The sequence below is a fragment of the Streptomyces sp. NPDC028368 genome, from assembly GCF_055565615.1.
Genome location: NZ_JBVHTY010000006.1, coordinates 103,287 through 129,856 on the forward strand (window position 1 = coordinate 103,287; position 26,570 = coordinate 129,856).

At 72.4% G+C, this 26,570-nt stretch carries 24 protein-coding genes; 12 read left to right on the forward strand and 12 right to left on the reverse strand.

Annotated features, from left to right (window positions below):
* Positions 1 to 83 precede the first annotated feature (83 nt).
* Entirely contained in the window at positions 84 to 809 is a 726-nt protein-coding gene (locus tag ACZ4S3_RS15660) for a hypothetical protein (protein WP_467932906.1), read from the reverse strand.
* Between the two features lie 109 nt (positions 810 to 918).
* Entirely contained in the window at positions 919 to 2,031 is a 1,113-nt protein-coding gene (locus tag ACZ4S3_RS15665) for a DUF5925 domain-containing protein (protein WP_467932910.1), read from the reverse strand.
* A gap of 228 nt (positions 2,032 to 2,259) precedes the next feature.
* Between ACZ4S3_RS15665 and ACZ4S3_RS15670 the strand changes: the two genes are divergently transcribed.
* Positions 2,260 to 3,009, forward strand: a complete 750-nt coding sequence (locus ACZ4S3_RS15670) for a YoaK family protein (protein WP_467932914.1) — start codon at positions 2,260 to 2,262, stop codon at positions 3,007 to 3,009.
* Between the two features lie 16 nt (positions 3,010 to 3,025).
* Here ACZ4S3_RS15670 and ACZ4S3_RS15675 read toward each other — a convergent pair whose 3' ends face one another.
* Positions 3,026 to 4,279, reverse strand: coding sequence for a S8 family peptidase (locus ACZ4S3_RS15675; protein WP_467932918.1), 1,254 nt, complete (start codon positions 4,277 to 4,279; stop codon positions 3,026 to 3,028).
* Positions 4,280 to 4,610: 331 nt separating this feature from the next.
* On the opposite strand from ACZ4S3_RS15675, the gene ACZ4S3_RS15680 reads away from it, so the two are divergent.
* Together ACZ4S3_RS15680 and ACZ4S3_RS15685 are read left to right on the forward strand one after the other, a co-directional pair.
* Positions 4,611 to 5,417: an SGNH/GDSL hydrolase family protein gene (locus ACZ4S3_RS15680; RefSeq protein WP_467932921.1), complete on the forward strand. Its 807-nt coding sequence runs from the start codon at positions 4,611 to 4,613 to the stop codon at positions 5,415 to 5,417.
* A gap of 260 nt (positions 5,418 to 5,677) precedes the next feature.
* Positions 5,678 to 5,941: a hypothetical protein gene (locus tag ACZ4S3_RS15685; RefSeq protein WP_362708763.1), complete on the forward strand. Its 264-nt coding sequence runs from the start codon at positions 5,678 to 5,680 to the stop codon at positions 5,939 to 5,941.
* Between the two features lie 220 nt (positions 5,942 to 6,161).
* Here ACZ4S3_RS15685 and ACZ4S3_RS15690 read toward each other — a convergent pair whose 3' ends face one another.
* Complete coding sequence (locus ACZ4S3_RS15690) at positions 6,162 to 7,415, reverse strand: type ISP restriction/modification enzyme (protein WP_467932928.1); 1,254 nt, start codon at positions 7,413 to 7,415, stop codon at positions 6,162 to 6,164.
* Between the two features lie 208 nt (positions 7,416 to 7,623).
* Here ACZ4S3_RS15690 and ACZ4S3_RS15695 point away from each other — a divergent pair, with 208 nt between their 5' ends.
* Positions 7,624 to 9,015, forward strand: a complete 1,392-nt coding sequence (locus ACZ4S3_RS15695; protein ID WP_467932934.1) for an MFS transporter — start codon at positions 7,624 to 7,626, stop codon at positions 9,013 to 9,015.
* Positions 9,016 to 9,054: 39 nt separating this feature from the next.
* Here ACZ4S3_RS15695 and ACZ4S3_RS15700 read toward each other — a convergent pair whose 3' ends face one another.
* Both ACZ4S3_RS15700 and hmgA read right to left on the reverse strand, forming a co-directional pair.
* Positions 9,055 to 9,804 (reverse strand): GntR family transcriptional regulator, encoded by a 750-nt coding sequence (locus tag ACZ4S3_RS15700; RefSeq protein ID WP_467932939.1) that lies wholly within the window; start codon positions 9,802 to 9,804, stop codon positions 9,055 to 9,057.
* A gap of 31 nt (positions 9,805 to 9,835) precedes the next feature.
* Positions 9,836 to 11,161, reverse strand: coding sequence for a homogentisate 1,2-dioxygenase (gene hmgA, locus ACZ4S3_RS15705; protein WP_467932943.1), 1,326 nt, complete (start codon positions 11,159 to 11,161; stop codon positions 9,836 to 9,838).
* A 193-nt stretch (positions 11,162 to 11,354) separates the two neighbouring features.
* Here hmgA and ACZ4S3_RS15710 point away from each other — a divergent pair, with 193 nt between their 5' ends.
* The gene (locus ACZ4S3_RS15710; RefSeq protein WP_467932946.1) at positions 11,355 to 12,017 is read left to right on the forward strand and encodes a TetR/AcrR family transcriptional regulator; all 663 of its coding nucleotides are present in this window, start codon (positions 11,355 to 11,357) and stop codon (positions 12,015 to 12,017) included.
* Between the two features lie 188 nt (positions 12,018 to 12,205).
* Positions 12,206 to 13,624: a CitMHS family transporter gene (locus ACZ4S3_RS15715; protein WP_467932948.1), complete on the forward strand. Its 1,419-nt coding sequence runs from the start codon at positions 12,206 to 12,208 to the stop codon at positions 13,622 to 13,624.
* Between the two features lie 235 nt (positions 13,625 to 13,859).
* Here ACZ4S3_RS15715 and ACZ4S3_RS15720 read toward each other — a convergent pair whose 3' ends face one another.
* Entirely contained in the window at positions 13,860 to 15,320 is a 1,461-nt protein-coding gene (locus ACZ4S3_RS15720) for an AfsR/SARP family transcriptional regulator (RefSeq protein ID WP_467932952.1), read from the reverse strand.
* A 253-nt stretch (positions 15,321 to 15,573) separates the two neighbouring features.
* On the opposite strand from ACZ4S3_RS15720, the gene ACZ4S3_RS15725 reads away from it, so the two are divergent.
* The 3 genes from ACZ4S3_RS15725 (at position 15,574) to ACZ4S3_RS15735 (ending at position 18,927) form a co-directional block, all read left to right on the forward strand.
* Positions 15,574 to 16,158, forward strand: coding sequence for a hypothetical protein (locus ACZ4S3_RS15725; protein ID WP_467932956.1), 585 nt, complete (start codon positions 15,574 to 15,576; stop codon positions 16,156 to 16,158).
* Between the two features lie 201 nt (positions 16,159 to 16,359).
* Positions 16,360 to 17,778 (forward strand): aldehyde dehydrogenase family protein, encoded by a 1,419-nt coding sequence (locus tag ACZ4S3_RS15730; RefSeq protein ID WP_467932958.1) that lies wholly within the window; start codon positions 16,360 to 16,362, stop codon positions 17,776 to 17,778.
* A gap of 45 nt (positions 17,779 to 17,823) precedes the next feature.
* Positions 17,824 to 18,927, forward strand: coding sequence for a Zn-dependent alcohol dehydrogenase (locus ACZ4S3_RS15735; RefSeq protein WP_467932963.1), 1,104 nt, complete (start codon positions 17,824 to 17,826; stop codon positions 18,925 to 18,927).
* A 190-nt stretch (positions 18,928 to 19,117) separates the two neighbouring features.
* On the opposite strand, the gene ACZ4S3_RS15740 is transcribed toward ACZ4S3_RS15735, so the two are convergent.
* Positions 19,118 to 20,089, reverse strand: a complete 972-nt coding sequence (locus ACZ4S3_RS15740) for an urea transporter (protein WP_467932967.1) — start codon at positions 20,087 to 20,089, stop codon at positions 19,118 to 19,120.
* Positions 20,090 to 20,201: 112 nt separating this feature from the next.
* Positions 20,202 to 20,849 (reverse strand): TetR/AcrR family transcriptional regulator, encoded by a 648-nt coding sequence (locus ACZ4S3_RS15745; RefSeq protein WP_467932972.1) that lies wholly within the window; start codon positions 20,847 to 20,849, stop codon positions 20,202 to 20,204.
* A 74-nt stretch (positions 20,850 to 20,923) separates the two neighbouring features.
* Here ACZ4S3_RS15745 and ACZ4S3_RS15750 point away from each other — a divergent pair, with 74 nt between their 5' ends.
* Together ACZ4S3_RS15750 and ACZ4S3_RS15755 are read left to right on the forward strand one after the other, a co-directional pair.
* Positions 20,924 to 22,084, forward strand: a complete 1,161-nt coding sequence (locus ACZ4S3_RS15750) for an acyl-CoA dehydrogenase family protein (protein WP_467932976.1) — start codon at positions 20,924 to 20,926, stop codon at positions 22,082 to 22,084.
* 122 nt (positions 22,085 to 22,206) lie between these two features.
* Entirely contained in the window at positions 22,207 to 22,869 is a 663-nt protein-coding gene (locus tag ACZ4S3_RS15755) for a TetR/AcrR family transcriptional regulator (protein ID WP_467932981.1), read from the forward strand.
* Here the strand turns inward: ACZ4S3_RS15755 and ACZ4S3_RS15760 are convergent.
* The gene (locus tag ACZ4S3_RS15760; protein WP_467932986.1) at positions 22,850 to 23,311 is read right to left on the reverse strand and encodes a MaoC family dehydratase; all 462 of its coding nucleotides are present in this window, start codon (positions 23,309 to 23,311) and stop codon (positions 22,850 to 22,852) included. The genes ACZ4S3_RS15755 and ACZ4S3_RS15760 overlap by 20 nt on opposite strands.
* A 135-nt stretch (positions 23,312 to 23,446) precedes the next feature.
* On the opposite strand from ACZ4S3_RS15760, the gene soxR reads away from it, so the two are divergent.
* Positions 23,447 to 23,998: a redox-sensitive transcriptional activator SoxR gene (soxR, locus tag ACZ4S3_RS15765; protein WP_467932990.1), complete on the forward strand. Its 552-nt coding sequence runs from the start codon at positions 23,447 to 23,449 to the stop codon at positions 23,996 to 23,998.
* Positions 23,999 to 24,041: 43 nt separating this feature from the next.
* On the opposite strand, the gene ACZ4S3_RS15770 is transcribed toward soxR, so the two are convergent.
* Entirely contained in the window at positions 24,042 to 25,481 is a 1,440-nt protein-coding gene (locus ACZ4S3_RS15770) for an amidase (protein ID WP_467932995.1), read from the reverse strand.
* A 310-nt stretch (positions 25,482 to 25,791) separates the two neighbouring features.
* Positions 25,792 to 26,529 carry a 3-keto-5-aminohexanoate cleavage protein gene (locus ACZ4S3_RS15775; RefSeq protein WP_467932999.1) on the reverse strand — a complete coding sequence of 246 codons (738 nt, stop codon included), beginning with the start codon at positions 26,527 to 26,529 and terminating at the stop codon, positions 25,792 to 25,794.
* Between the last annotated feature and the right edge of the window lie 41 nt (positions 26,530 to 26,570).

Here is a 26,570-nt window from a genome sequence, read left to right on the forward strand (position 1 = left end):
GAGATACGGCTGCGCCCGTCGGCATCGAGGACCGGCTGGTCGCCGCCGAGCCGCGCCTCGGGCCCGAAGCGGTGACGTCCCGCCTACCGGCCTTCGTCCCACGGTGCGCCGAGCCAGCCTTCGTGGCTCTTGACCAGCGCGGCCAGGGCGGCGGTGACCCGCGGGTCCCATCCGTCGGCCGGCGTGGTCACGGCGAAGTCCGCCCCGCCGCTGGTCCAGTTGAGGACCTCTTGTCCGGACGCCTTCCAGCGGATGGTGCGCGGCATCCGGGCGATATCACCGCTGCCGGCGACGAGACTGCCGACGGCGATGGCCACCCACAGCGGGAACAGCAGCCACCACACGTACCACCAGAACAGGTTCCCCTTGGCGCCGACCGCGGTCCGGCCGTCCGCCTGCTGTACGGTCCAGTGCGACCTGCCGTGACCGCCGCTGATCGCCCGCTCATGGGTGATCAGCGCCAGGGATTCCCCGGCGCCGCCCAGCACCTCGAAGACGGCGCTCTGCCGCTTCGTCGCGGACCTGGTCACGACGCGCGCCAGCAGCTGCCGGCGGTAGGCGTCCGTCCAGAGGAGGAAGGAGCGGGCGCCTTCCTTGCGGGCCGCGCGGTAGGCGTCGATGCCGCCGGAGGACAGGTCCCGCTCGATGTACGCGAAGGTCGACGGCGTCCGGCCATCCTCCGCCCCCGCCGAAGGGGCGTGCGCCGCAAGGCCGTTGACGCGTATCTGCCACCAGTGGCGGACGCCCTCCGACCCGTTCGACGGCTCGGCCTTCTGCTCCGAGCGCTCGATCCATACCGTGGTGCTCAACCCGTTCCCCTCGTTGCGCCGATGATCGTCGTCGGTCGTCGGGGCGGACTCTACCGACGTGGCCAGGCGGTATCACCGCGGGACCTCGTCCCTCACGGACGCGGCGCCCTCACAGATACAGCCCCGCCTCCGCGCCCGACTCCTGGGCCGGGACCGACGCCGGGCGGATGCCGCGGCGCAGTGCGTACAGCTCGGCGAGGGAGGCGCCCTCGCGGCCGATGCCCTTGTCGGTGCCGAGCCAGCCGACCGCTTCCGTGCGGGTCAGCGGGCCGACCTCGATACGTGCCAGGCAGCGGCCGGGGCGGACCACGGCGGGGTGCATCCGTTCCAGGTCCTCATTGGTGGTGACGCCGACCAGGACGTTGCGGCCCTGCCCGAGGAGCCCGTCGGTCAGGTTGAGCAGCCGGGACAGCGCCTGGCCCGCGGTGTGCTTGGCCTCGCCGCGGATCAGCTCGTCGCAGTCCTCCAGGAGCAGCAGCCGCCAGCGGCTCTTGCCGGTGCTGTCGTCCTCGCCGATGGCGATGTCCATGAGATAGCCGACGTCGTTGAAGAGCCGCTCGGGGTCGAGTACGCAGTCCACCTGGCACCAGTCGCGCCAGGAGCGGGCCAGCGTGCGCAGCGCGGAGGTCTTGCCGGTCCCGGGCGGGCCGTGCAGCAACAGCAGCCGGCCGGCGATCTCCTCGGGTGCCACCTTCATCAGCGAGTCCATCGCATCGGCCACCGGCGCGGTGTAGTTCGGACGGATCTCCTCCCAGGTGCCGGCCGAGATCTGCCGGGAGGTGCGGTACGGCCCGCGGCGCGGCGAGAAGTACCAGAAGCCCATCGCGACATTGTCCGGCTGCGGCTCCGGCTCGTCCTCCGCGCCGTCCGCCGACTGCCCCAGCATCTTCTCGGCCAGCTCATCGGTGACGGCGGTGACCGTCACATCGGCGCCGCGGTTCCAGCGGGAGATCAGCAGGGTGTAGCCGTCGCCCTCGGCGAGGGTGGCGCTGCGGTCCTCCTCGCGCGCGGAACGCAGGACCCGTGCGCCGGGCGGCAGCAGCGTCACCCCGGACTTCACCCGTTCCACCGAGCGGCTACGGGCATGGGGCTGCTCGCCCGTGGCGAAGCGCCCCAGGAAGAGTGCGTCGATGACATCGGACGGGGAGTCGCTGTCGTCCATGTTCAGACGGATCGGAAGGGACTCCTCGGCGGCGGACGGCTGGACGGGATCGGCACACATGCCGCCATGATCCGCCAGACCGCCCCGCCGCGTACATGGAATATCCCGGCGGGTCCCGCCCGTTGTGCGGCGATTTGGCGGGCAACGCCTGCGGGCGAGGACGACCCGGAGCCGGCGGGGGCCGCCCACAGACGGCGCAATGGCGGCCCGGCGGCCCGGCCGTCCGGACACTTGTGCCAGCCGGGCCCTCATGACGGCGTGATGCATCCGGTGGAAGGGAGCCGCTCCGTGGAGCCGCCGAGCGGAATCGCCCTGACGGTCGTCATGGTGTGCCTCACCGTGACCACCGGTGTGCTCGATGCCGTCAGCTTTCTGGCCCTCGGTCACGTCTTCACCGCCACCCAGACCGGCAATCTGCTCTTCCTGGGCTTCGGGCTCGCCCGCCAGGGCGGTCTGCCCGTCGTCGCCACCCTCGTCTCGCTCGGCTCCTTCGTGCTCGGCGCGGCGCTCGGGGCGCGGGTGGAGTCGATGCTGGCCGCCCGGCGGCGGCCGTGGTTCCCGCTCGCGCTCGTCACCGAGGCGGCGCTGCTGGCCGCCGCGGCGGTGACCGGCTGGGAGTCCGGCCCGGCCCGGGAGCCGGCGCCCGGTCAGCTCTATGCCGTCCTCGGCCTGATGGCGGTGGCGATGGGCGTACGGAATGTCACCGCCATACGGGTCGGCGCCCCCGACCTCACCACCACCGTGGAGACCCGGGCGATGACGGCCCTGGTCAGCGGGTCCCTGTTCGGTCACGACAGACGTCTGGGGTACGGGACGCACGCCGGTCCCCGCCGGCTGACGTCCGTCGGGTCGATGTTCCTGGGCGGTCTGCTCGGTGCCTGGCTGCTGGGTCTGGGGACCCGTCCGCACCTGGTGCTGATGCTCGTCGCGGTGACGGTCGCGGCCACCGCGCTGCTGGTGCCGGGGCTCACCCTCCGTCAGGACGGCGAGGAGAGACCGGTCCCGGGGGATGACGGCCCGGGACCGGTCGGTTCGTAGCGGCCCGGCTACCGGGTCACGGCACGATCTTCAGCAGCTTGTTGGGCGATCCGGCGCCCGGGTTGGTCACCACCCCCGGCGTGGCGCCGTTCGTCAGGGCCGTGGCGACCTGCGCCGGGGTGGCCGTCGGGTGTCCGGCCAGATAGACGGCGACCGCACCGGTCACGTGCGGGGTGGCCATCGAGGTGCCCGAGATGGTGTTGGTGGCGGTGTCACTGGTGTTCCAGGCGCTGGTGATGGAGCTGCCGGGCGCGAAGATGTCGACCCGGGAGCCGTAGTTGGAGTACGAGGAGCGCGCGTCGGTGGAGGTGGTCGCGCCGACCGTGAGGGCCTCGGGGACCCGCGCGGGGGAGTAGTTCTGGGCGTTGTCCCCGGAATTGCCGGCGGCGACGGAGTAGGTCACGCCGCCGGCGATGGAGTTCTGTACGGCCTTGTCCAGGGCGGCGTCCGGCCCGCCGCCCAGCGACACATTCGCCACCGAGGGACCCTTGTGGTTCTTGGTGACCCAGTCGATGCCCGCGACGACCTGGGCGGTGGTGCCGGAGCCGGAGTTGTTCAGCACCCGCACCGCCACGATCTTCGCCTTCTTGGCGACGCCGTACGACGTGCCCGCCGCGTTCGCCGCGACATGGGTGCCGTGGCCGTTGCCGTCCTCCGCGACATTGTCGTTGTCGACCGCGTCGTAGCCGTTCACCGCGCGCCCGCCGAAGTCCTGGTGGGAGATGCGTACGCCGGTGTCGATGACATAGACGGTGGCGCCGGAGCCCGCGCTGTCGGGGTAGCTGTACTTCTTGTCGAGCGGCAGCTTGGCCTGGTCGATCCGGTCCAGGCCCCAGGACGGCGGGTTGGTCTGGGTGCCCAGGGCGTGCAGGGTGCGGTCCTGGAAGACCTGGTCGACGGCCGGATCGGCGGCCAGCCGTCTCGCCTGCTCCGCGGTGAGCTGCGCCGCATAGCCGTTGAGCGCGGCGGTGTAGGTCCGCCGCACCGTGCCGCCGTAGCCGGATATCAGGCTTCTGCCGTCCGCCGAGGCGGCCTTGAGGCCGGATCCGCGCTTGAGCGTGACGAGGTAGCTGCCGTGCACCGCGTCCGCGGCGCCGGCTCCCACGACGGTGCCCTGGGCGGGCGCCGCATGGGCGGGGAAGGAGAGTGCGCCGAGGGCGGCGGCCGCCGTGGTCGCGGTGAGCGCCGCGGCGATCCGCAGCGTGGCCGAACGCCTCGGGGCGGTACGGCCTGTGGTGGGGCGGGGTGTGGTGGAACGCATCACTGCCATCGCGAGGGAGTCCTCCTCATCGGTGGCGCGCCGTGGTGCGCGCGCGGGGGGCTGCGGGCGTACGGGGTCGTACGCCTTGGGCGGTACGGGGGAATTTCTTGACCCGTTGTTGACCGTCCGTCAAAGAGCTTCGCGGGTAGGGCAGGTGCACATCAAGGCTTCTGTCGGGATGTCATAGGCACGACATGGTGAAGCAATGACATCGCAGCGAAGGTCGGGACAAAACGGCGGATCGGCCGTGAACTGTGTACGAGTTTTGGCATGGACACTTCCTGTTACCGGCGAGTCCTGCTACCACGAATAAGGCAGAGATCCTGCTATGGGAGGTTCTATGAAACTGTCCCGAGCGGCGGCCCTGGGCTCCGCGTTCCTTGTCACCACGGCGCTCGCGCTCACCGGCGCGAGCGCCGCCGCATCCGCCCAACTCCCCCTCGCCACCGGCTATGTGGCCCTCGGCGACTCCTACTCCGCGGGTGTCGGAGCCGGCAGCTACGACAGTGGCAGCGGCTCCTGCAAGCGCAGCACCAAGGCCTATCCGGCCCTCTGGGCGGCCGCCCACGCACCCTCGGCCTTCTCCTTCACCGCCTGTTCCGGCGCCCGAACGGGTGATGTTCTCAGCGGTCAGCTCGGACCGCTCAACAGCTCCACCGGCCTGGTGAGCATCACCATCGGCGGCAACGACGCAGGCTTCGCCGACACCATGACGACCTGTGCGCTCCAGGGCGAGAGCGCCTGCCTGGCCAGGGTCGCCAAGGCCAGGGCGTACATCGACAACACCCTGCCCGGTCAGCTCGACTCGGTCTACAACGCCATCGACCAGAAGGCCCCGGCCGCACACGTGGTGGTCCTGGGCTATCCGCGCTTCTACAAACTCAACGGCAGCTGCGTCGCCGGTCTGTCCGAGAAGTCCCGGGCCGCCATAAACGGCGCCGCCGACGACATCAACGGCGTCACCGCCAAGCGCGCCGCCGACCACGGCTTCGCCTTCGCCGACGTCAACTCCACCTTCGCCGGCCATGAACTGTGCTCCGGGAGCCCCTGGCTGCACAGCGTGACCTACCCCGTCGACGAGTCCTACCACCCCACCGCCGCCGGTCAGTCCAGCGGCTATCTCCCGGTGTTCGGCTCCGCTGCGTAACCGTCCGTGCACGCGACGCCGAGGAGGAACCGCCCACCCGGCTCCTCTTCGTGCGTCCCGTCGGCCCGTCAGATGGCTTCCGGCGGCCCGACGGTGAGTCAACTCGCCCTGATGGGAGTCCTGTAGGCGTCATTACGTATGGTGTTCGTCAACGTCAAGGCGAGGCAGGTGAATCCGTTGACCGGTCTGCACGCGTGTCCTCCAAGAGAGATAGGGTTACCCTGCCCGTGCCGGGTGCCCTCGTCAGGGTGGGGAGAGTTATGGAACAGATAACAGTGCGGAGCAGGGCGCGAGTCCCTGCCATCAGTTGCGGCAGCGGCGCGTCCAGTGCGCGTCTCGACCGCCATCTCGCGGTGCTCGGCGGTCCCGCCATACCGCAGCGCGAGACGGAGGGCGCGACGTCACTGATGCGGGAGCTCACCGCCCGTGATCACTCCCGCACGAGGAAGAGCCGCGGTGCCAGGGTGTCGCTGTTCGCACCGCTGCGCAGGCTGCGGCGTTCGCTGTTCGGCGGTCACGGCTGACGCGTCCCTGAAGCGAGACCTCAGGCGACCACACCGTCCCGGCAAAGCACTGCGATTCACCGCCCGTCGTCACTGGCTCGCTGGTGTCCGGGCGCGCAGCGCGTCGGTGTGCTCGCCGAGGCACGCATCACCCGGCTCTTCCTTTACCACCCGTTCTTGTGACGGGTGGTTTTTTTGTGTTCCCCGGACCGGGCGCCGGTGCCTCACCACAGCGCGGACCTCACCACAGCGCGAACTGGCCCTCCGGCCCTTCCTCGTGATGGTCGAGTACGGAGGCCGGGCGGCGGGCGGAAGCGGGTGCCGGGAGGATGCCCGCCTCCCGTAGCCCGTCGGCCGCGATCTCCGGCCCGTCCGCTGTGCGCCCCCTCAACTCCGCTGTCTCCGGGCCCAGTTCGGACAGCAGTGCCAGGACGGTGATCAGCTCCAGCAGTTCCGACGTCCACTCCTGGCGCCAGACCGTGGTGCGCAGCGCCGCCAGCGAACCCGCCTCGGCCGGATCCGTCTCCGCGGCCGTCGTCCGCTGCGTGAACCAGGCCTCCAGGACGCGTACGCCGCCCGCGTGGAAGTCCCAGGCGCCCGGCGGCACCGGCGAGATCCGGCCGTCGCCGAGCAGCAGCGCCTCCTCGTCGGCGTCGTAGCCGATGCTCTCGGGCAGGCCGTGGGTGGGCAGTGCGGAGCGTACGTAGGGGCGCCGGCCGCCCGGCATCCGTGGCCGCTCGCCGGAGTGCGCACCGTGCGCGCCCCGGGTGTGCAGCCACAGCAGCCGCTCGCCGAGCGCCACGCCGGCGTCCCAGACGGCCGGGTCGGCGGTGAGCGGCACCACGGCGCCGTCGGGGGAGTGGTGGGCGCTCGCGGTGATCCAGGCGAGGAGGCCGGCGGGGCGCACCGGGCTGTCCAGACGAGCGGTCAGAAAGCCGAGCAGGCCTGGCGCGAGGTTGGGTTCACCGCCGCCGGGACGCCGGTAGAGGGGGTGGATCCGGCCGGGCCGGCCGGCCGGCGAACGCCCGTCCGGCAGCAGCGCGGAGCACACCACCGCGGGCCCCGGCACCTGCGGCACCTGCCCCGGCTCGACCGCGAACAGCTGGTGTTCGTCCGCCACCCGCCACAGCTCCGGCCGCGCCGCGTCGATCAGCCGGTGGTCGGGCAGCAGCCACTGCTGGTCGAAGGGGCCGTGCAGGATCCGAACCGGCTCGGGGCACGGGCCGCTCGCCCGCACGAGCCGGCCGGTGGGGGTGGTCTGGCCCGGCAGCTGCCCGACGGCGGAGTGCAGGGTCCGCGACCGGGACGGCCGGAACAGCCGCTCGCGGGCGGCCGCGTCCCCGGCGGCCACCAGCGCGTTCCACCGGGCCCGCAGCACCGCCGGATCCGGCCCCCGCACCCAGGTACGGCCCAGCCGCAGCGGCGGCACGGACCACGGCATCAGTTCGGACAGCCGTGGCGCCACCGGCCGTGGCGCGTCCCGCTTCGCCGTCACGCGGAGCCCCTCCCGGACCGTTCGGTTGACCCCGGCATGGTATCCACGGGCGCGGGTGCCCCGGGGATGACCAACCGGGGCAGCCCGGCGGGCACAGGAGGTCTTCCGCTTACTGATCTTGGAGAGGTACGGTCCCGCCGTACGCCCGACGGATTGGTGCGGACCTGGATCCGCCCTGCGCGCCGGGACCTGCTCAGGGGAGGACCGTATGACGGACACCGCCTCGCCCACGCCTGAACGGCGCGGGGAGACCGCCATCCAGGACCGGGTCGCCGCGCGGCTGGACCGGCTGCCACCGTCACGATGGCACCGCCGGATCACCCTTGTCGTCGGCATCGGCGCGTTCTTCGACCTCTACGAGATCTTCCTCGGCGGGGTGCTCGCCGCGGTCCTGGCCGAACAATGGGATCTCGGGAACGCGGCCAGGTCCTGGGTGATCGCCGCGGGATTCCTCGGCATGTTCGTCGGCGCGAATGTGCTGTCGGTGCTCGCCGACCGCTTCGGCCGGCGCCGGATGTTCATGGTCAATCTGGGGGCGTACTCGGCCTTCTCCTTGCTGAGTGCCTTCGCGCCGGATCTGCCGTGGCTGCTGGCGCTGCGGTTCCTCGCCGGCCTGGGGCTCGGCGCCGAACTCGTGCTGGTGGACACCTACCTCGCGGAGTTCCTGCCCCGGGCGGTGCGCGGCCGCTACATCGCCTACGCGTACACCTTCGGCTTCGTCGGCGTGCCGGTGGCCGCGCTGCTCGGTGCCCGGCTGGTGGCCGGGCATCAGCTGCTGGGCATCGACGGCTGGCGCTGGCTGCTGGTCGCGGGCGCGCTCGGCGCCGGGTTCCTTCAGCTCATGCGACGCCAACTGCCGGAATCGCCGCGGTGGCTGACGGTGCACGGGCGGGACGGCGAGGCCCGGCGGATCGTGTCCGGCATCGAGGAGCGGGTGGCGGCGGAGACCGGCCTGAGCCTCCCCTCCGTACCGGAAGCCGAGACCGTACCGGAGCGGAAGGTGCCGCTGGGCGACATGTTCCGCGGCGACTTCCGGCGGCGCACCGTCATGTGGTGGATCTTCCAGGTGCTGCAGACCGTCGGCTACTACGGATTCGGGTCGCTGGCGCCGGTGGTGCTGACGGCCAAGGGCCACACCGTCACCGAGTCGCTGCTGTACGCGGCGCTGACCTTCTGCGGCTATCCGGTCGGCTCGGCGCTGTCCGTACCGCTCATCGACCGTATGGAGCGGCGGACGCTGATCATCGCGTCGGCGCTCGGCATGGCCGCCTGCGGACTCGCCTTCGGCTTCGCCGCCGCCACCTGGGCGATCGTCAGCTTCGGTTTTCTGCTGACGGTGTGCAGCAATGTCTTCTCCAACGCCTTTCACGTCTACCAGACCGAAATCTTCCCGACGGGGCTGCGCAGCAGCGCCATCGGCGTTGCCTACTCGCTGTCCCGGCTCACCTCGGTGGTGCTGCCCTTCGTCGCGCTGACGGTGCTGGAGCGTCTGGGGGCGGCCGCGGTGTTCAGCGGTTCGGCGGTGCTGATGGTGCTGCTGTGTCTGGATGTGGCGCTGCTGGGGCCGCGGAGTACGGGGCGGAGCCTGGAGCGGATCTGAGGGCGGGGGCGTTGCCGGAACCGGGCCCCGGCCCTGCGGTCAGTGCGCGTCCAGGGTGACCGTGAACGAGAACCGGTCGCCGCGGTAGTGGATCCGGGCCACATCGACCACCCGGCCGCCCTCGTCGTAGGTGATGCCCGTGTAGTGCAGGATCGGGCTGAGCAGCGGCACGTGGAGGAGGCGGGCGGTCTCCGGGTCTGCCAGGCGGGCCTCGACGGTGTCGGTGATGCGGCTGATGCGGACGCCCACCGCATCGCGCAGCACCTTGGTCATCGGCCGGCGCTCCAGGTCCGCGAGGTCGATCAGGGCGGCGACCTCGGGGCGGACGTAGTTGCGCGCGTGGTTGGTCGGCTCGTCCGTCGTCTCGTCGCCGCGCAGGCGGCGGAAGCCGGTGACTTCCGTCAGGTCCGGGAAATATTCCGCGAGTTCGGGCGGTACGGGCACCGGCCCGTGCTCCAGCAGTTCCGTGCGCATCCCGGACTGCTGGGCCACGATCGCGTCCACCGAGCCGAGCAGCCGCACCGGTGCGCCGCGCTGCGCGCTCGGCTCGATGAAGGTGCCGCGGCGGCGGTGCCGGCTGATCAGGCCCTCCGCCTCCAGTTCCTTCAGGGCCTGGCGCATGGTCAGCACGCTCACGCCGTAGTGCGCGGCGAGGGCGTCCTCGGTGGGCAGCCGCAGCGGTGCCCCGGGGGAGCGGCCGAGTATGGAGGCGCGCAGCGACTGCGAGACCTGGTACCACAGCGGCAGCTTGCGGTTCAGGGCGAGCGAGTCGGGAGCGAAGGTGGTCACAGGGTCTTCCCCGGTCTGCGGGCGGCGGGTGTCACGGGCGGAAGTGGCGCTGGAGACCCTGCCATACGTCGTCGTAGCCGCGCTGGAGATGTCCGGCGTCCCGGGCCTGTTCGGTGAGCGTCAGGGGCCAGCGGGTCTCGAACATGAAGGCCAGACCGTCGTCGATCTTCTGCGGCCGCAGGTCGGCGGCGCCGGCGCGGTCGAAGGTCTCCCGGTCCGGGCCGTGCGCGGACATCATGTTGTGCAGCGAGCCGCCGCCCGGTACGAAGCCCTCCGCTTTGGCGTCGTAGGCGCCCTCGATCAGGCCCATGTACTCGGTCATCACATTGCGGTGGAAGTACGGCGGGCGGAAGGTGTCCTCGCCGACCAGCCAGCGCGGCGCGAACACCACGAAGTCCACGCCCGCCAGCCCGGGGGTGTCGGAGGGGGAGGTGAGGACGGTGAAGATCGACGGGTCGGGGTGGTCGTAGCTGATGGACCCGATGACGTTGAATCGGTGCAGGTCGTAGACGTACGGGACGTGGTTGCCGTGCCAGGCGACGACATCCAGCGGGGAGTGGTCGTAGGTCGCCGTCCAGAGGTTGCCGCAGAACTTGTTGACGACCTCGCAGGGGCCCTCGGCGTCCTCGTACGCGGCGACCGGGGCGAGGAAGTCCCGCGGGTTCGCCAGGCCGTTGGCGCCGATCGGGCCCAGGTCGGGGAGCTGGAAGGGCCGGCCGTAGTTCTCGCAGACATAGCCGCGGGCGGTCGCATCCAGCAGCTCGACGCGGAAGCGTACGCCGCGCGGGATCAGCGCCACATGGCCCGGCTCGGCGCGCAGCAGGCCGAATTCGGTGCGCAGCAGCAGCCCGCCGCGCTCGGGCACGATCAGCAGCTCGCCGTCGGCGTCGCTGAACACCCGGTCGGTCATGGAGGTGTTGGCGTAGTAGAGGTGCACGGCCATGCCGGCGCGCTGGGTGGTGTCGCCGTTGCCGCCCAGCGTCCACAGGCCGGAGAGGAAGTCGACCGGTCCGGTGGGGTCGGGGAGCGGGTTCCAGCGCAGCCGGTTGGGGTCGGGGACGCAGTCGGTGAACGGCGCGGAGCGGATCGTGCCCTGTTCGGCGCGGACGAACGGCGGATGCGCGGCCGAGGGGCGGATGCGGTAGAGCCAGGAGCGGTGGTTGTGGTGGCGCGGTTCGGTGAACGCCGAGCCGCTGAGCTGCTCGGCGTACAGGCCGAGCGGGGCGAGCTGCGGGGAGTTGCGGCCCAGCGGCAGCGCGCCGGGGACGGCCTCCGAGCTGTGCTCGTTGCCGAAGCCGGAGGCGTAGGCCAGTCCCTCGGCCGTTTTCCGTGCCTGCTCGCTGCCCGTACCTGTCATCGCGTGCTCCCGCCGCTCCGAAACCCGTGCAAGACCGAAACGTGCGCAGGACCGGATCCCGTACGGAATCGAATCCTATGCAAGACCTTAGGATTCCCGTCGGGGCCGCTTCCGTCAACGGAGACTCCCGGCCGCCGTGGCCGGATCCCGGCGATCGTGCACTCCTCACGCCCACGACGGGCAGGATGTCCGGGTGCAGCAGCCGACCCCGCAGTCCACCCCGCCGGCCGCCCCGCTCCGGCGCGTCCCCGTCCAGCGGCGCAGCGCCCAGCGGCTCGCCCGCATCCTCGACGCCTGCGCCGAACTCCTGGAGGAGACCGGTTACGAGGACCTCAGCACCCGCGCCGTGGCCGGCCGCGCCGACGTCCCGATCGGCTCGGTCTACCGCTTCTTCCCCAACAAGCGCGCCATGGCCGAAGCGCTCGCCCGGCGCAATCTCGACGTCTACGCGGACCGCATCACCGCCGGGCTGGCCGCCCCCGCCGACGAACCGCTCCAGTGGCGCCGCGCGATGGATGTGGTGGTCGACGAGTACCTCGCCATGAAGCGCACGGTGCCGGGCTTCGCCCTGGTGGAGTTCACCGTCCCCGCCCCGCAGGCATCCCGCCGGGCCAACCACGACGTCGCCGACCGGCTGCTGGCGCTGCTCGCCGCCCCGCTCGGCCTGGACGCCGCCGAGGACCGGCTGCGCACCGCCTTCCTCGTCGGCGTCGAGGCGGCCGACGCACTGCTCCAGCTCGCCTTCCGTACGGACCCGGCCGGTGACCCCGCGATCGTGGGCGAGTGCAAGCAGCTGCTGCGGGCCTATCTGGCGCGGTATCTGGACGGCGGGTCCCAGGGCACGGCGCAGGGCTGACCGCCGCCGCACGGTACTCCTCTTCTGCTCGCGCCCGTCCGGTGAGATCCCTATCGGCCCGCGATTGACCTGGGGTTTTGCTCGTATTGCTCGCGCGTCAAGACCTTGTTAACAAAAGTTTGCGGGACCTAACGTCACCTGAACCGCCACCCCGGCAGATGTTCAAGGGCGAACGTGAGGTACCCCTAATGCTGACAATCCTCGGATTTGTCATGATCGCCACCTTCCTGGCGCTGATCATGATGAAGAAGATGTCACCGATGGCAGCGCTTGTGCTCATCCCCGCGCTGTTCTGCGTCCTGGTCGGCCAGGGCGCGCACCTGGGCGATTACGTCCTCAAGGGCATCGGCGACCTGGCCCCCACGGCCGCGATGCTGATGTTCGCCATCATCTACTTCGGGGTGATGATCGACGTCGGGCTCTTCGACCCGATCGTCCGCGGCATTCTCAGGTTCTGCAAGGCCGATCCGGTGCGGGTGGTCGTCGGTACGGCGCTGCTCGCCGCCATCGTCTCCCTCGACGGCGACGGCTCCACCACCTTCATGATCACGGTCTCGGCGCTCTACCCGCTCTACAAGCGGCTGAAGATGAGCCTGGTCGTCATGACCGGCGTCGCCGCCACCGCCAACGGCGTGATGAACACCCTCCCCTGGGGCGGCCCGACCGCCCGCGCCGCCACCGCACTCAAGCTGGACGCCGGCGACATCTTCGTCCCGATGATCCCCGCGCTGGCCGTCGGCCTGGTCGCGGTCTTCGTCCTCGCGTACGTCCTCGGGCGGCGCGAGCGCAAGCGGCTGGGCGTGCTGACGCTCGGCGACACCCGGATGGTGACCGAGCACATCGAGGCGAAGGAGGCCGAGCAGGTGCTGGTCGGCGCGGGCGGCGGCGGCCCGGTCGGTACCCGGCCCGCCACTCCGGCCGGCGGCGCCGGCACCGGCTCCGAACACCGCCCGGACGATGCGGATCTCCAGGGCCTGGACCCGCAGCGCGCCACCCTGCGCCCCAAGCTCTACTGGTTCAACGCGGCGCTCACCGTCGCACTGCTCACCCTGCTGATCCTGCAGACCCTGCCGATCCCGGTGCTCTTCCTGCTCGGCGCCGCCCTCGCGCTCTCCGTCAACTTCCCGCACATGAAGGACCAGAAGGCCCGGGTCGCGGCGCACGCCGAGAACGTCCTCAACGTCTCCGGCATGGTCTTCGCCGCCGCCGTCTTCACCGGCGTGCTCACCGGCACCGGCATGGTCGAGCACATGGCCCGCTGGCTGGTCGCCGGCATCCCCGACGCGCTCGGCCCGCACATGGGCATCGTCACCGGCATCCTCAGCATCCCGCTGACCTACTTCATGTCCAACGACGGCTTCTACTTCGGCATCGTCCCGATCCTCGCCGAGGCCGGCGCCGCCCACGGCGTGACCCCCGTCGAGATCGCCCGCGCCTCCCTCGTCGGCCAGGCCCTGCACATGTCCAGCCCCCTGGTCCCCGCCGTCTACGTCCTGGTGGGCATGGCCAAGGTCGAATTCGGCGACCACACCAAATTCACCGTGAAATGGGCCGCGGTGACCTCCCTCACCGTCCTGTGCGCCGGACTGCTCTTCGGCATCTTCTAAGGGTTATCCCGTAATCCCTGGCGGGCGCACGACGACAGCTACGGCACCTCGCCGCGTTGTCGGAACGTCCGGATACGCCCAGTATCCGGACGTCCCTCCGCCTTGCGATGTACCGCATCTGACGCCGTGCGCTGATCCACCAGGCATTACGGGACAACCCTTAGACGGCTGGACGGCCAGGACACACGGCGGGCGGAAACATCCGGACCGCGTGGCGAGCGGTGACCGGGACCGGTCACCGCACCGTCCGTCCCGCGGCCAACGCCGCCCGCGCCGCCCGGACTTCGTCCATCGCCTGAAGGTGCCCGCCCAGCTCGGCGCAGCGCGCGGCGCGGTCCAGGAGCCGTGCCGCGTCGTCCGGGGCGGGGCCGGTACGGACCCGGGCCAGGGCGACCAGGGCGAAGGCCAGGGCGGTGCCGCCGAAGGGGGCGGCCAGTTCCACGGCGGCACGGGCGAGGCGCTCGGCATCCGCCGACTCGCCGAGCAGCAGATGCAGTTCGGCGAGGTTGGCGCGCTCGAAGGCGGTGGCCGTGGGGCGCCCGGCCTGTTCGGCCAACGCCAGGGCGCGCCGCCCGTACTCCAGCGCCTGCCGGTGCCGGCCCGCACGGCGCGCGGTCTCGCGCAGTACGGACAGGACCGTGGCCACCACGGCCGGGTCCCCGGACGCCTCGGCCGGGGCCAGCGCGCGTTCGGCGGGCCCCTCCGCGTCGCGGGTGCGGCCGGACAGGCCCAGACAGACGGTCTGCTGGGCGAGGGAACGGGCCAGCAGCGCGGTGCCGGGCGGACCGGGCGCGCCCTCGGCGGCCCGCTGCGCGGCCCGCGCCGCTGCCAGCCCCTCCTCGTACCGGCCCGTGTACGACAGCACCGCGGAACGGGCCATGTGATGCGCCGCCCGCACCTCGTCGGGCGCGCCGGGCCCCGGCGGACGCGCACGGAGCACGGCCAGCGCCTCCTGGGCACCGGCGCCGGGGCTGCGGGACAGCGCCTCCGCCAGCCGGGCGGCGGCCAGCGCACCGGCGTCGCGCAGCCCTTGGCGCTCGTACGCGGCCAGCGCCTGGCGCAGCACGCCGACGGCCTCCTCGTGGCGTCCCGAACGGTCCAGGTCCAGCGCCCAGTCCAGCCGTACCCGCGCCGCGTCCGCCTCGGGCCCCGGCGCCGCGTCACCGGGGGCGGACGCCGCACGGGCCAGTGCGCCGCGGACCTCGGCACGCAGCCGCTCCAGGCGCTCGCGGGGCGGCCCGGCCCAGCGGGCGTAGCGGTCCTCGGGCAGCAGGGTGCCGGCCAGCGCCGCCAGCGCGGCCGGCAGTTCGCCGTCCCCGCCGCCGGCCAGCGCACGCCGGGCGAGCGCGGTGGCGTGCTCGGTGTCGATCCACACCGTGTCCGGCGCCAGCCGCAGCAGTTCGCCGTCGCCGGTCAGATACGCGGAGGCGGCCCGCGGGCGCAGTTCGGGCTCCAGGGCGTGCCGGGCCGCGTGCAGCGCGACCCGCAGACTGCGCAGTGCGGCCGGGAGTTCGGCGTGCGGCCAGCACACGGCCATGATCTGCTCGCGGTGCAGCTGACGGTCCGGCGCGAGGGCGAGCAGCTTGACCACGGTACGGGCGCCGGGCCGGGGCCAGCGCTCCGCGAGCGGCGCGCCACCGTCGCGGGCCACCCGGAACCCGCCGAGAAGACGGATGCGCAGCAGTGGGGGATTCATGAGGCCGGACACTCCAACCGGTCGGGTACCGGGGGCTGTTACGCGGGTATTACTGGCCGGATCCGGTCCCCCGTCGGGGCATGTCACGGGCGGCCGGGCGCGGTGATCGCGTCAATGTACCGGGGGCCGCCGGGCAGTGGCGGGATGCGCGTTGACGGTGGTGCGGGCGGTGCTGAGGATGTGCCCGTACGCACCGCCCCGGCTCGCGACGGCGTCCCGGCACGGTGTTTCGGACCGTCCTTCAGGAGGAAGCGTGAAGCGTTCCCATGCCCTTGCGGTCTCCGTCCTCGCCCTTGTTGCCGGGACGGCCGCGACGGCCACCGCGGCCGACGGCCCCCGGGCCGCGGCGCCCGCCGCGCACGGCAGGTCGGCCGCCGCGGCCTGGTGCGAGAAGCAGGGCGGCGCCGCCGGGACGCGTGTCCCGTATTACACCGGCACCGGAAACAAGCTCACCGCGCTGGGCGGCGAGCGGGAGATGTGCGTCTTCACTGCCGGGGACGGCAGCCGGATCATGATCGCGGCGGACACCCTGGCCGCCGACAAGCCGACCCTGGCCGCGCTCGCCTACGTCCGCAAGCCGGCCGGCCCGAGCAGCCCCGGCAACCCGTCCATCGCCTACTGCCAGGGCATCAACGGCACCGCGATGTTCGGCAACAAGCCCACGGACGGCGGCGGTTGGGGGGTCAGGGGCGAGACGGACCCGTCGAAGGCGGTCTCCGCCTGTATGTTCGGCGACGGGTCGGTGATCGACGCCTGGGGGCTGAAGTACCACCAGGGCGGGGTGATCCGCGGCGCCGATCTGACGAAGAAGTTCCGCGCGGACATTCCGGCGGCGTGATGCGGCCGTATCGCCGGTGAAGCCGGTATCGCGGGCATCGCCGGGGCGCGGGTTCCCGGCATCCGGCGCCCCGGTCCGGGTGATGATGTCCGGGTGACGCGCCCCACTCCCCCAGAGGGGTGGCGTCCCTCAAACTAGCACCGCTAGTTTGAGGGGCGCGGCAGACCGCCGCGCGCCTGGACCGCTCGGGAGGACGGCGAGATGAAGGCATACGACGGGATGTACATCGACGGGGCATGGCGGCCCGCGGCCGGGGCCGGCGCCATCGAGGTGCGCAACCCCGCCGACGAACAGGTGATCGCGTCCGTACCGGCCGGCAGCGCCGAGGACGTGGATGCCGCCGTCCGCGCCGCCCGCGCCGCGCTGCCGGCCTGGCGGGCGACCGCCCCGGCCGAGCGCGCCGCCAAGCTGACCGCGCTGCGCGACCAGCTCGCCGCGCACGCCGAGGAGATCGCCGCGACCATCACCGCCGAACTGGGCTCGCCGGCAGCCTTCAGCGCGAAGGTGCAGACCGCCCTGCCGATCGCCGTGACCGGCTCGTACGCCGAACTGGCCGCCTCGTACGCCTTCGAGGAGAAGCTCGGCACCTCCACCGTCCTGCACGAGCCGGTCGGTGTCGTCGGCGCGATCACGCCCTGGAACTACCCGCTCCACCAGATCACCAACAAGGTCGCCCCGGCGCTCGCCGCGGGCTGCACCGTCGTGCTCAAGCCCGCCGAGGACACCCCTCTCACCGCCCAGCTGTTCGCCGCCTGCGTGGACGCGGCCGGCATCCCGGCCGGTGTCTTCAACCTCGTCACCGGACTCGGCACGGTCGCCGGCCAGGCGCTGGCCGAACACGAGGGCGTGGACCTGGTCTCCTTCACCGGCTCCACGGCCGTCGGCCGGAAGATCGGCGCGATCGCGGGCGGCGCCGTCAAGCGCGTCGCCCTGGAACTCGGCGGCAAGTCCGCCAATGTCATCCTGCCCGGCGCGGACCTGGCCAAGGCCGTCGGTGCCAACGTCGGCGACGTCATCCGCAACTCCGGCCAGTCCTGCAACGCGCTGACCCGGATGCTCGTCCCCGCCGACCGGTACGACGAGGCGGTCGCGCTCACCGCCGAGGCGGTGGCCCGGTGCGCCCCCGGCGACCCGACGGCGGAGGGCACCCGCCTCGGCCCGGTCGTCAACGCCAAACAGCGCGACCGGGTCCGCGGCTTCATCGCGCAGGGCGTGGCCGAGGGCGCGCGGCTGGTGACCGGCGGCGTGGAGGCCCCCGAGGGCCTCGGCACCGGCTACTACATCCGCCCGACGGTCTTCGCGGACGTGACCGAGGACATGACCATCGCCCAGGAGGAGATCTTCGGCCCGGTCATCTCGATCCTCAAGTACGAGGACGAGGAGGAGGCCGTACGCATCGCCAACGGCACGGTCTACGGGCTCGCCGGTGCCGTCTGGGCCGCCGACGAGGAGACCGCGGTCGCCTTCGCCCGCCGCCTGGACACCGGCCAGGTCGACATCAACGGCGGCCGCTTCAACCTGCTGGCCCCCTTCGGCGGTTACAAGCAGTCCGGTGTCGGCCGCGAACTGGGCCCGCACGGTCTGACCGAGTATCTGCAGACCAAGTCGCTCCAGTTCTGAGTCACGCCCGCCCGCCCTTCCCCTGCCCTTCCCCTGGGAGATTTCGTGGTCGTCCGCGCCGCCGTACTGCCCGCCGTCAACGCTCCGCTCGAGGTCGCCGAGATCGACCTGCCGGAGCCAGGACCCGGCCAGGTCCGGATCCGGCTCGCCGCCGCCGGCGTCTGCCACTCCGACCTCTCCCTGTCCAACGGCACGCTGCGCCAGCCCGTCCCGGCGGTCCTCGGCCACGAGGGCGCGGGGACCGTCACCGCCGTCGGACCGGAGGTGACCACGGTGGCCCCCGGCGACAAGGTGGTTCTCAACTGGGCGCCCTCCTGCGGCAGTTGTCACTTCTGCGGACTGGCCGAACCCTGGCTGTGCGCCAATGCCGGCCTCGCCGCGAACGCCGCGTACGCCAAGCTCACGGCCGACGGCAGCGAGCTCTACCCGGGCCTGGGGACCGCCGCGTTCGCCGAGGAGACGGTGGTGCCCGCGCATGCCGCGCTGCCACTGCCGGACGGGGTGCCGCTCGCCGACGCGGCGCTGCTCGGCTGCGCGGTGCTCACCGGCTGGGGCGCCGTCCACCACAGCGCGCGGGTGCGGGCGGGGGAGTCGGTGGTGGTCTTCGGCGTCGGCGGGGTGGGCCTGGCCACCCTCCAGTCGGCGCGGATCGCGGGGGCCGGCCCGATCGTGGCCGTGGATGTCTCGCCGGAGAAGGAGGAGCTGGCGCGGGCGGCCGGGGCCACCGAGTTCGTCCTCGCCGGGGACGCCGCGTTCTTCGAGAAAGAGGGCGCCAAGCGCATCCGCAAGCTCACCGGGGGCGTCGGTGCCGATGTCGCCATCGAGTGCGTGGGCCGCGCCGACACCATCCGTACGGCCTGGTCGTCCACCCGCCGCGGCGGCCGCACCACGGTCGTGGGCATCGGCGGCCAGGACCAGCAGGTCACCTTCTCCGCCCTGGAGATCTTCTACTTCGGCCGCACCCTCTCCGGCTGCGTCTACGGCAACAGCGACCCGGCCCGCGACCTCCCGGTCATCGCCGCGCACGTCCGCTCCGGCGCACTCGACCTCGCCGCGCTGGTCACCGACCGGATCGGCCTCGACGACATCCCGGCGGCGTTCGAGGCGATGGTGGCGGGGAAGGGCGGACGGGCGCTGGTCGTCTTCTAGAGCGGCGGGGGAAACCTCTCTGGAACGAGGCGGGGGAAATCCTCCGTAACGAGGCGGGGCCGGGAGCGCGGCAAGCGCCCCGGCCCCCGCGCGTCGGGGCCGCCGAAAACTCGCGTACATCATGGTGCTGTCGCTCGTCGCGCCGGCCTCCATCCGGCTGCCGGCCCGCCGTGCGGCGCGGCGGCCTCCGTCAGCCCGTGATCCTGCGCAGCCGCGGGAACGCCGGTGCCGCGGCCAGGAAGACCAGCGAGACCAGGACGAACGGCCAGGTGAAGGTGTGGCCGCCGGAGGGTGCGAAGACCGCGGCCAGGGCCGGGCCGAGCGCGGTCGCGGCCGCCGCGCCGACGATCGCGTAGGCCAGGCTCCAGGCGTCCGCGACGAGGAACACCCCGCACAGCGCCATCGCGACCAGCACTGCGTTGTAGCCCGTCGTGCCGTCGGCCACCTGCTCGGCGGGTGCGCCGAGGGCCCAGGCGGTGAGGATGCCGACAAGGCTGCCGACGCAGGCCAGGGCCCCGGCCCGGCGGCCGGCGACAAAGATGCCGACCAGGAAGAGCAGGCCGACGTGCCACTGCGGCATGAAGAAGATCTGGCCGATGTCGGCGAAGAACGCGTGCCAGAGGTCGGTGAAGGTGAGGGCGGTGGGGCCGGTGGCCGGCCGGGCGAGTGCGGCCGGGCCCGCGTCCTGGTGCCAGACCCGCTGGAAGCCGGGCGCGGCGATGGTCATCGCGCTGGCCGTGACGCAGAACGGCAGGGTGAAGGTGGGCAGTTCCCAGGTGGCCAGGATCCGCGCGGTGGCGCCGGTGAGGACGGTGACCACCGTGCTGCCGCCCAGCGCGAGCACGGCGGTGGAGGGATGGGCGGCGCCGAGGAACACGGCGCAGGCGACCGCCACCAGGCAGGCGTTGAACCCCTCGAGGCCCGCGGTGATCCGGTCCCGGTCCACGCCGAGGAGGCGGGCGGTGGCGGTGCCGACGGCCGTGCCTATCAGCCCGTAGAAGCCGAATTCCCAGCCCGCCGCGAACAGCGCGACCGAGAACACCACACCGGTCAGCGCGTTCGGCAGGAAATCGACCTGCGCCTGGCCGCGCAGCACCTCGATGACGAACCGTCCGTAACGTGTCTGGAAAGAGCCGTTGATGGCCGTGCCCGACTCGCGCACGCCGCCTCCCGCAGGGCAATCGGCCTCTGCCCGCCAGAAGCCGGTGCACTGTATACCTGCATGTCGGTGATGCGGCGGGGGTGTCCACCACTCGGTGATCCGGGTGGCTTTGTCAGGCATCCCGCGGCGGCAGGAGCTGCGGATGATGCAGCGCCAGGCCGTCCACCAGGGCCCGCAGGCCGGTCTCGAACGCGCCCTCGTCCACCTGGCGCTGGTGCTCGGCCAGGAGGTGGGCCTGACCCAGGTGCGGGTAGGCGGTGGGGTCGTAGGCGCCCGGGTCGTCCACGAAGCCGCGGGCGAACGAGCCCAGGGCGGAGCCCGCCACGAAGTAGCGGACCATCGCGCAGATCCGGGTGGCCTGGGCCGGCGGCCAGCCTGCCTCGACCATGCCGCCGAACGCCGCGTCGGCCATCTTCAGCCCGGCCGGGCGGCGGCCGGGTCCCTGGGCCAGGAACGGCACGATGTGCGGATGCGTGGCGAGCGCCGCGCGGTAGGAGCGGGCCCAGTCCAGCAGCCCGGCCCGCCAGTCCCCGCCCGTCCGGAACGTCGACACGTCGACCTTGGCGATGACGGTGTCGGCGACCGCGTCGAGGATCTCGTCCTTGGTCGTGAAGTGGTTGTAGAGGGAGGGCCCGCTCACGCCCAGCTCCGCCGCGAGACGCCGGGTGGAGAGCGCCGGCAGCCCTTCCGCGTCGATGAGTGCCAGCGCCGTGGTGACGATGCGCTCGCGGCTCAGAAGGGGCTTGCGGGGTCGGGCCATGACGCACATAGTAGAGGCCGCCCCAAGAAAACTAGCACTGCTAATTAACTGTTCTCGTCGACAGGGAGCCCTCGATGAACCTGGAGCTCAGTGCGGAGCAGACCGCGGTACGGCGGCTCGCCAAGGACTTCGTCGACCGCGAGGTCGCCCCGCACGCCACCGCCTGGGACCGCGCGGAGCAGGTCGACCGCGGCATCGTGAAGAAACTCGGCGAGGTGGGCTTCCTCGGGCTCACCGTCCCCGAGGAATACGGCGGCAGCGGCGGCGACCATCTCTCGTACGCCCTGGTCACCGAGGAGCTGGGGCGCGGCGACTCCTCCGTGCGCGGCATCGTCTCGGTCTCTCTCGGGCTGGTGGCCAAGACGATCGCCTCCTGGGGCGACGAGCGCCAGAAGCGGGAGTGGCTGCCGCGGCTGACGTCCGGCGAGGCGGTCGGCTGCTTCGGGCTCACGGAGCCGGGCACGGGATCCGACGCCGCGAACCTCACCACCCGCGCGGTCCGTGACGGCGGCCCCGGCGGGGACTGGATCATCGACGGCGCCAAGATGTTCATCACCAACGGCACCTGGGCCGAGGTCGTCCTGCTCTTCGCCCGCACCGGCGGCGCGCCCGGCCACAAGGGCATCAGCGCCTTCCTCGTGCCGGCCGGCACCCCCGGGCTGGAGCGCCGCGAGATCCACGGCAAGCTGGGGCTGCGCGGCCAGGCCACCGCCGAGCTGGTGCTCGACGGCGTACGGGTGCCCTCGTCCGCGATGCTGGGGCCGGAGGGCAAGGGGTTCTCGGTGGCGATGTCCGCGCTGGCCAAGGGCCGGATGTCGGTCGCCGCCGGGTGCGTGGGCATCGCCCGGGCCGCCCTGGACGCCGCGCTCGGCCACGCCGGCGAGCGCGAGCAGTTCGGCAAGCCGATCGCCCGGCACCAGCTGGTGCAGGAGCTGATCAGCGATATCGCGGTGGATGTGGATGCGGCGCGACTGCTGACCTGGCGGGTGGCCGATCTGATCGACCGCGGCGAGCCGTTCGCCACCGAGGCGTCCAAGGCCAAGCTGTTCGCCTCCGAGGCCGCGGTGCGCGCCGCCAACAACGCCCTTCAGGTCTTCGGCGGTTACGGCTATATCGATGAATACCCGGTCGGCAAGCTGCTGCGCGACGCCCGGGTGATGACCCTCTACGAGGGCACCAGCCAGATACAGAAGCTGGTCATCGGACGGGCGCTGACGGGGGTCTCCGCCTTCTGACACGCTCCTGGGCGGGATCCGGCCCGCGCCGCACCGTGCCGCTAAGCGCTTGCTCAGCGGCGCGGTATGGTGTTCGATCCGTCAGGGGAACGTCCCTGGCGGATCGAGGAGCGGGGTACGCGATGGGTGCGGCGGCGGAGCGCGCGAAAGAGGAGAACGCGGAGTGGGCCGGGGTGACCCCGGACGCCGCGCGACGGCTGGTCAGCGCCGCCGTCGAGGCGTTCGCCGAACGCGGCTACCACGCCACCACCACCCGTGACATCGCCGGCCGGGCCGGCATGAGCCCCGCCGCGCTCTACATCCACTACAAGACCAAGGAAGAACTGCTCTACCGCATCAGCGGCATCGGCCACGAGAAGGCGCTGCGCATCATGGGCGCCGCCGCCGAGGCCGAGGGCACCGCCACCGAGCGGCTCGCCGACGCGGTACGCACCTTCGCCCGCTGGCACGCCGAGCACCACACCACCGCCCGGGTCATCCAGTACGAACTCCAGGCGCTGAGCGCGGACCACTACGCCGAGATCACCGATCTGCGCCGCCGTACCGACCGGCTGCTGCGCGGCATCATCCAGGACGGCGCGGACAGCGGCGAATTCCGCGCCGACGACGTACCGGGCACGACCCTGGCCGTGCTGTCCCTGTGCGTCGACGTCGCCCGCTGGTTCTCGGTGGACGGCCCGCGCACCCCCGCCGAGGTCGGCGCGCTCTACGCCGACCTCGTGCTGCGGATGGTGGGTGCCGCCGTTACCGCCAAGGGCGGCACCACTACAGGTAGAAGCGACTGACCGACTCGGCGACGCACACCGGCTTGTCGCCGCCCTCGCGCTCGATCGTCACGAGCGTGGTGAGCTGCACGCCGCCCTTCACCTCGCTCACCTCGGCGATCTTCGCCCTGGCGCGCAGCCGCGAGCCGACCGGGACGGTGGCGGGGAAACGCACCTTGTTGGTGCCGTAGTTGATGCCCATCGTCACGTTGTCGACCCGCATCAGCTGCGGTACGAGGGCGGGCAGCAGCGAGAGCGTCAGATAGCCGTGCGCGATGGTCGTGCCGAACGGGCCGGCCGCGGCCTTCTCCTGGTCGACATGGATCCACTGGTGATCGCCGGTGGCGTCCGCGAACAGGTCGATCCGCTTCTGGTCGACCTCCAGCCAGTCACCGGGGCCCAGTTCCTCGCCGACCGCTCCCCGCAGCTCGTCGACCGATGCAAACACTCGGGGCTCTGCCATCTCCGTCTGCCTCCTCAGGCTCCGTACCGCACGACGTCCTGTGTGCCGGGCCGCTTACTAAGCGCTTGCTCAGCATGCGGAGTGCGGGCACCCACTGTCAACGCCTGGGCGAACCGCGCGGGCTAGGGTTGAGCCGTGCCCCAGCTTCCGTACAAGGTTCATGAACTCTCCGTCGGCCAGCTCTCCGCGCGCAGCGGCGCCGCGGTCTCGGCGCTGCACTTCTACGAGTCCAAGGGGCTGATCAGCAGCACCAGGACGGCCGGCAACCAGCGCCGCTACACCCGCGAGGCGCTGCGCCGGGTCGCGTTCGTCCGGGCGGCGCAGCGCGTCGGGATCCCGCTGGCGGTGATCCGGGACGCGCTGGCGGAGCTGCCGGACGAGCGCACGCCCAACCGCGCCGACTGGGCCCGGCTCTCCGAGGTCTGGCGCACCGAGCTGGACGAGCGGATCAGCCAGCTCGTCGAACTGCGCGACCGGCTGACCGACTGCATCGGCTGCGGCTGTCTCTCGCTGGAGAAGTGCGCGCTGTCCAACCCCTACGACAACCTTGGCGAGCGGGGGCCGGGCGCGCGGCGGCTGCGGGTCGACCGGGCCGCCAAGGACCCGGTGGACGAGCACGGGAGCGCGGGCGGCGACGCGGTGTGCGCACCCGGTGACCAGGGCGGCTGCGGCATGCCACAGACATGAGCGCCGGGCCCGCCCCACGCAAGGGCGGACCCGGCGGCTCCCGTCACCAGACGGACGGCTTGCGGCCGGCCCACGGACGGGCCCGCTCCAGCTGGGCGGAGAGGGCGATCAGCGTGGCCTCCTCGCCGTAGCGGCCGCCGAGCATCACACCGATCGGCAGGCCCGCGGCGTTCCAGTGCAGCGGGACGCTGACCGCGGGCTGGCCGGTGGCGTTGTAGAGCGCGGTGAACGGGGTGTACGCGCCGATGGCGGCGAACTCGGCCTGCGGGTCGGCGTCGTTGCGCAGCGCCCCGACGGGCAGCGGCGGCCCGGCCAGGGTCGGCGAGAGGATCGCGTCATAGCCGCCGGGCGGCATCAGGCCGTCGGCGATGGTCTGGGCGAGCGCCCGGAACGCGTACAGCGCGCCCGCGAAGTCCTTGCCGGAGACCTCGGCGCCGCGGGCACGCAGATAGCGGGTGAGCGGCATCAGCAGCTCCTCGCCCTCCGGCGGCACCGGACGGTTCGCGGCCATCACCGACCAGACGCGGGTGAAGGCGTAGAGGATGCTGTCGTCGGCGGGGAGCGTCAACTCCTCGACCTGGTGACCCAGTTCACCGAGCAGTGCGGCGGTCTCGGTGGTGGCGGTGCGGCAGTCGGGGTGGACGTCGATGCCCGGTATCGGCGCCCCGGTCAGGCAGGCGATACGCAGCCGGCCGGGGTCGCGGCGGGCCTGCGCGGTGAACGTCTCGCCGGGCGGCAGCGGCGGCGCCGTGTACGGGTCGCCCGGCATCGGGCCGGCCAGGACGTCCAGCAGCGCGGCCGCGTCGGCAACCGTACGGGCCAGCGGCCCCGAGGTGCTCAGGCCCGTCACATCGTGCAGCAGCGGGCCGCTGCTGACCCGGCCGCGGCTGGGCTTGATGCCGTACAGCCCGCAGACCGAGGCCGGGATACGGATCGAGCCGCCGCCGTCGCTGGCGTGCGCGACGGGCGCCAGGCCGCCGGCCACCGCCGCGCCCGCGCCGCCGCTGGATCCGCCCGCCGAACGCTCCAGATCCCACGGGGTGCGGGCGGCCGGTGCCAGGCCGTTCTCGGTGTAGCAGGGCAGCCCGAATTCGGGGGTGTTGGTCTTGCCGAGCAGGATCGTGCCGCCCGCCCGCAGCTTGCCGGCCACATGGTCGTCGACGGTGGGGACGTACTCCGCCAGCGCCCGCGAGCCCATGGTGCAGCGCACGCCCGCCACCTGGTTGAGGTCCTTCACCGGCACCGGAACACCGTGCAGCGGCGGGAGTCCGCGGCCCTCCCGGCGGGCCGCGGCGGCCTCGCTCTCGGCGTCCGCGGCCTGTTTGCGGGCGATGTCCGGCGTACGGGTGAGAAAGGCGCCGAGGGTGTCGTCCAGCCGGTCGATCCGTGCCAGATAGTGCTCGGTGAGCTCGACGGGGGAGATCTCACCGGACCGGATTCCTTCGGCCTGCTCCAGCGCGGTCAGATCGTGCAGTTCGGCCATGGACGTCCGTCCTCTCCTGCGGTGTCCGTGCCGCCCTGATGCGGCACGGACCGTACGGGCCAGCGTTGTTACCGGTCGGTCACGTGAGCAGTTGTTTGGGTTCAAGGAACGGGTTTCTGCTGGGGAAGGTTGCTTTCGGCGATCCGTGTGCACGCCTGGAGTTGGCCGCACGTGCCACGAGCCGGCGGCTCCATCCCGCAGGGGCCACGATGCGGGAGCGGTCGAGAGCGAGCATGGGGCGGAACGTACCTTCCCGGGCACCCGCCCGGAAGAAGGCCGGGTACCCGCTCGCGCCGCGGCCGCGCCGGAATCACCCCTGCTGCCTGGGCCCCGCCGCCGCGCTGCCGTACAGCTCCAGGGCGGCCCGGATCAGCTGGGCGTTGTCGCGGACCGGGCTGCCGTCCGGCAGCAGCAGGGTGTCCTCGATGCCGATCCGGGTGTCCAGGCCCAGTTCGCCGGCTATCCGCAGCACCGTCCAGGTGCTGTCGTCATGGCCGTGGAGGAGGACGGGGCGGCCGTGCGCCGGCAGCGCGGCCAGCAGCGTGCGGGCGGCTGCGGGCGCCGACGGGGCGTCGCTGCCGATGACCTCGGCCAGGATCCGCAGGACCCGCGGCGCGTGCGGGGAGCGGGCGAACCGCGCCGCCGCTTCCGTGCCCGCCCACAGCCCGGCCTCGATCCCGACACCGCGCTCCAGCAGGGCCGCCGCGACGGTATCGGCGCCTGGTTCATGCCAGTTGACGGAGGCGTGGTCGGGCAGCACCGTCCAGGACGCGACGCGCTCCGCCCGGCGCGCGGCGTCCGGCTCGGCCCAGGCGCCGGTCGTCACGCCCACCGGGACATCCACCACCGCCCGTATGGCCTCCAGCGCCGGGCCCACCACTCGGGGCGAGAGCGAATCCTGGCCGCAGGGGGTTTTCGGATGGACGTGGACGTCCTGGGCACCGGCCGCCACCGCCTGCCGCGCGGCCTCGGCGAGCGCGGCCGGTGTCATGGGCACCGCCGCCGAATCGGCGGCGGTTCGGGGGCCGTTGAGGCAGACTTGAATCATGTCCCCATCGTGACACGGGGGTCTGACGACGCCCGGACCGC

Coding starts and splice junctions, on each gene's coding strand:
- ACZ4S3_RS15665 (WP_467932910.1), bottom strand. CDS start 2,031: ATGTGTGCCGATCCCGTCCAGCCGTCCGCCGCCGAGGAGTCCCTTCCG.
- ACZ4S3_RS15675 (WP_467932918.1), bottom strand. CDS start 4,279: ATGGCAGTGATGCGTTCCACCACACCCCGCCCCACCACAGGCCGTACC.
- ACZ4S3_RS15680 (WP_467932921.1), top strand. CDS start 4,611: ATGAAACTGTCCCGAGCGGCGGCCCTGGGCTCCGCGTTCCTTGTCACC.
- ACZ4S3_RS15685 (WP_362708763.1), top strand. CDS start 5,678: ATGGAACAGATAACAGTGCGGAGCAGGGCGCGAGTCCCTGCCATCAGT.
- ACZ4S3_RS15695 (WP_467932934.1), top strand. CDS start 7,624: ATGACGGACACCGCCTCGCCCACGCCTGAACGGCGCGGGGAGACCGCC.
- hmgA (WP_467932943.1), bottom strand. CDS start 11,161: ATGACAGGTACGGGCAGCGAGCAGGCACGGAAAACGGCCGAGGGACTG.
- ACZ4S3_RS15715 (WP_467932948.1), top strand. CDS start 12,206: ATGCTGACAATCCTCGGATTTGTCATGATCGCCACCTTCCTGGCGCTG.
- ACZ4S3_RS15720 (WP_467932952.1), bottom strand. CDS start 15,320: ATGAATCCCCCACTGCTGCGCATCCGTCTTCTCGGCGGGTTCCGGGTG.
- ACZ4S3_RS15730 (WP_467932958.1), top strand. CDS start 16,360: ATGAAGGCATACGACGGGATGTACATCGACGGGGCATGGCGGCCCGCG.
- ACZ4S3_RS15745 (WP_467932972.1), bottom strand. CDS start 20,849: ATGGCCCGACCCCGCAAGCCCCTTCTGAGCCGCGAGCGCATCGTCACC.
- ACZ4S3_RS15750 (WP_467932976.1), top strand. CDS start 20,924: ATGAACCTGGAGCTCAGTGCGGAGCAGACCGCGGTACGGCGGCTCGCC.
- ACZ4S3_RS15755 (WP_467932981.1), top strand. CDS start 22,207: ATGGGTGCGGCGGCGGAGCGCGCGAAAGAGGAGAACGCGGAGTGGGCC.
- ACZ4S3_RS15760 (WP_467932986.1), bottom strand. CDS start 23,311: ATGGCAGAGCCCCGAGTGTTTGCATCGGTCGACGAGCTGCGGGGAGCG.
- ACZ4S3_RS15770 (WP_467932995.1), bottom strand. CDS start 25,481: ATGGCCGAACTGCACGATCTGACCGCGCTGGAGCAGGCCGAAGGAATC.
- ACZ4S3_RS15775 (WP_467932999.1), bottom strand. CDS start 26,529: ATGATTCAAGTCTGCCTCAACGGCCCCCGAACCGCCGCCGATTCGGCG.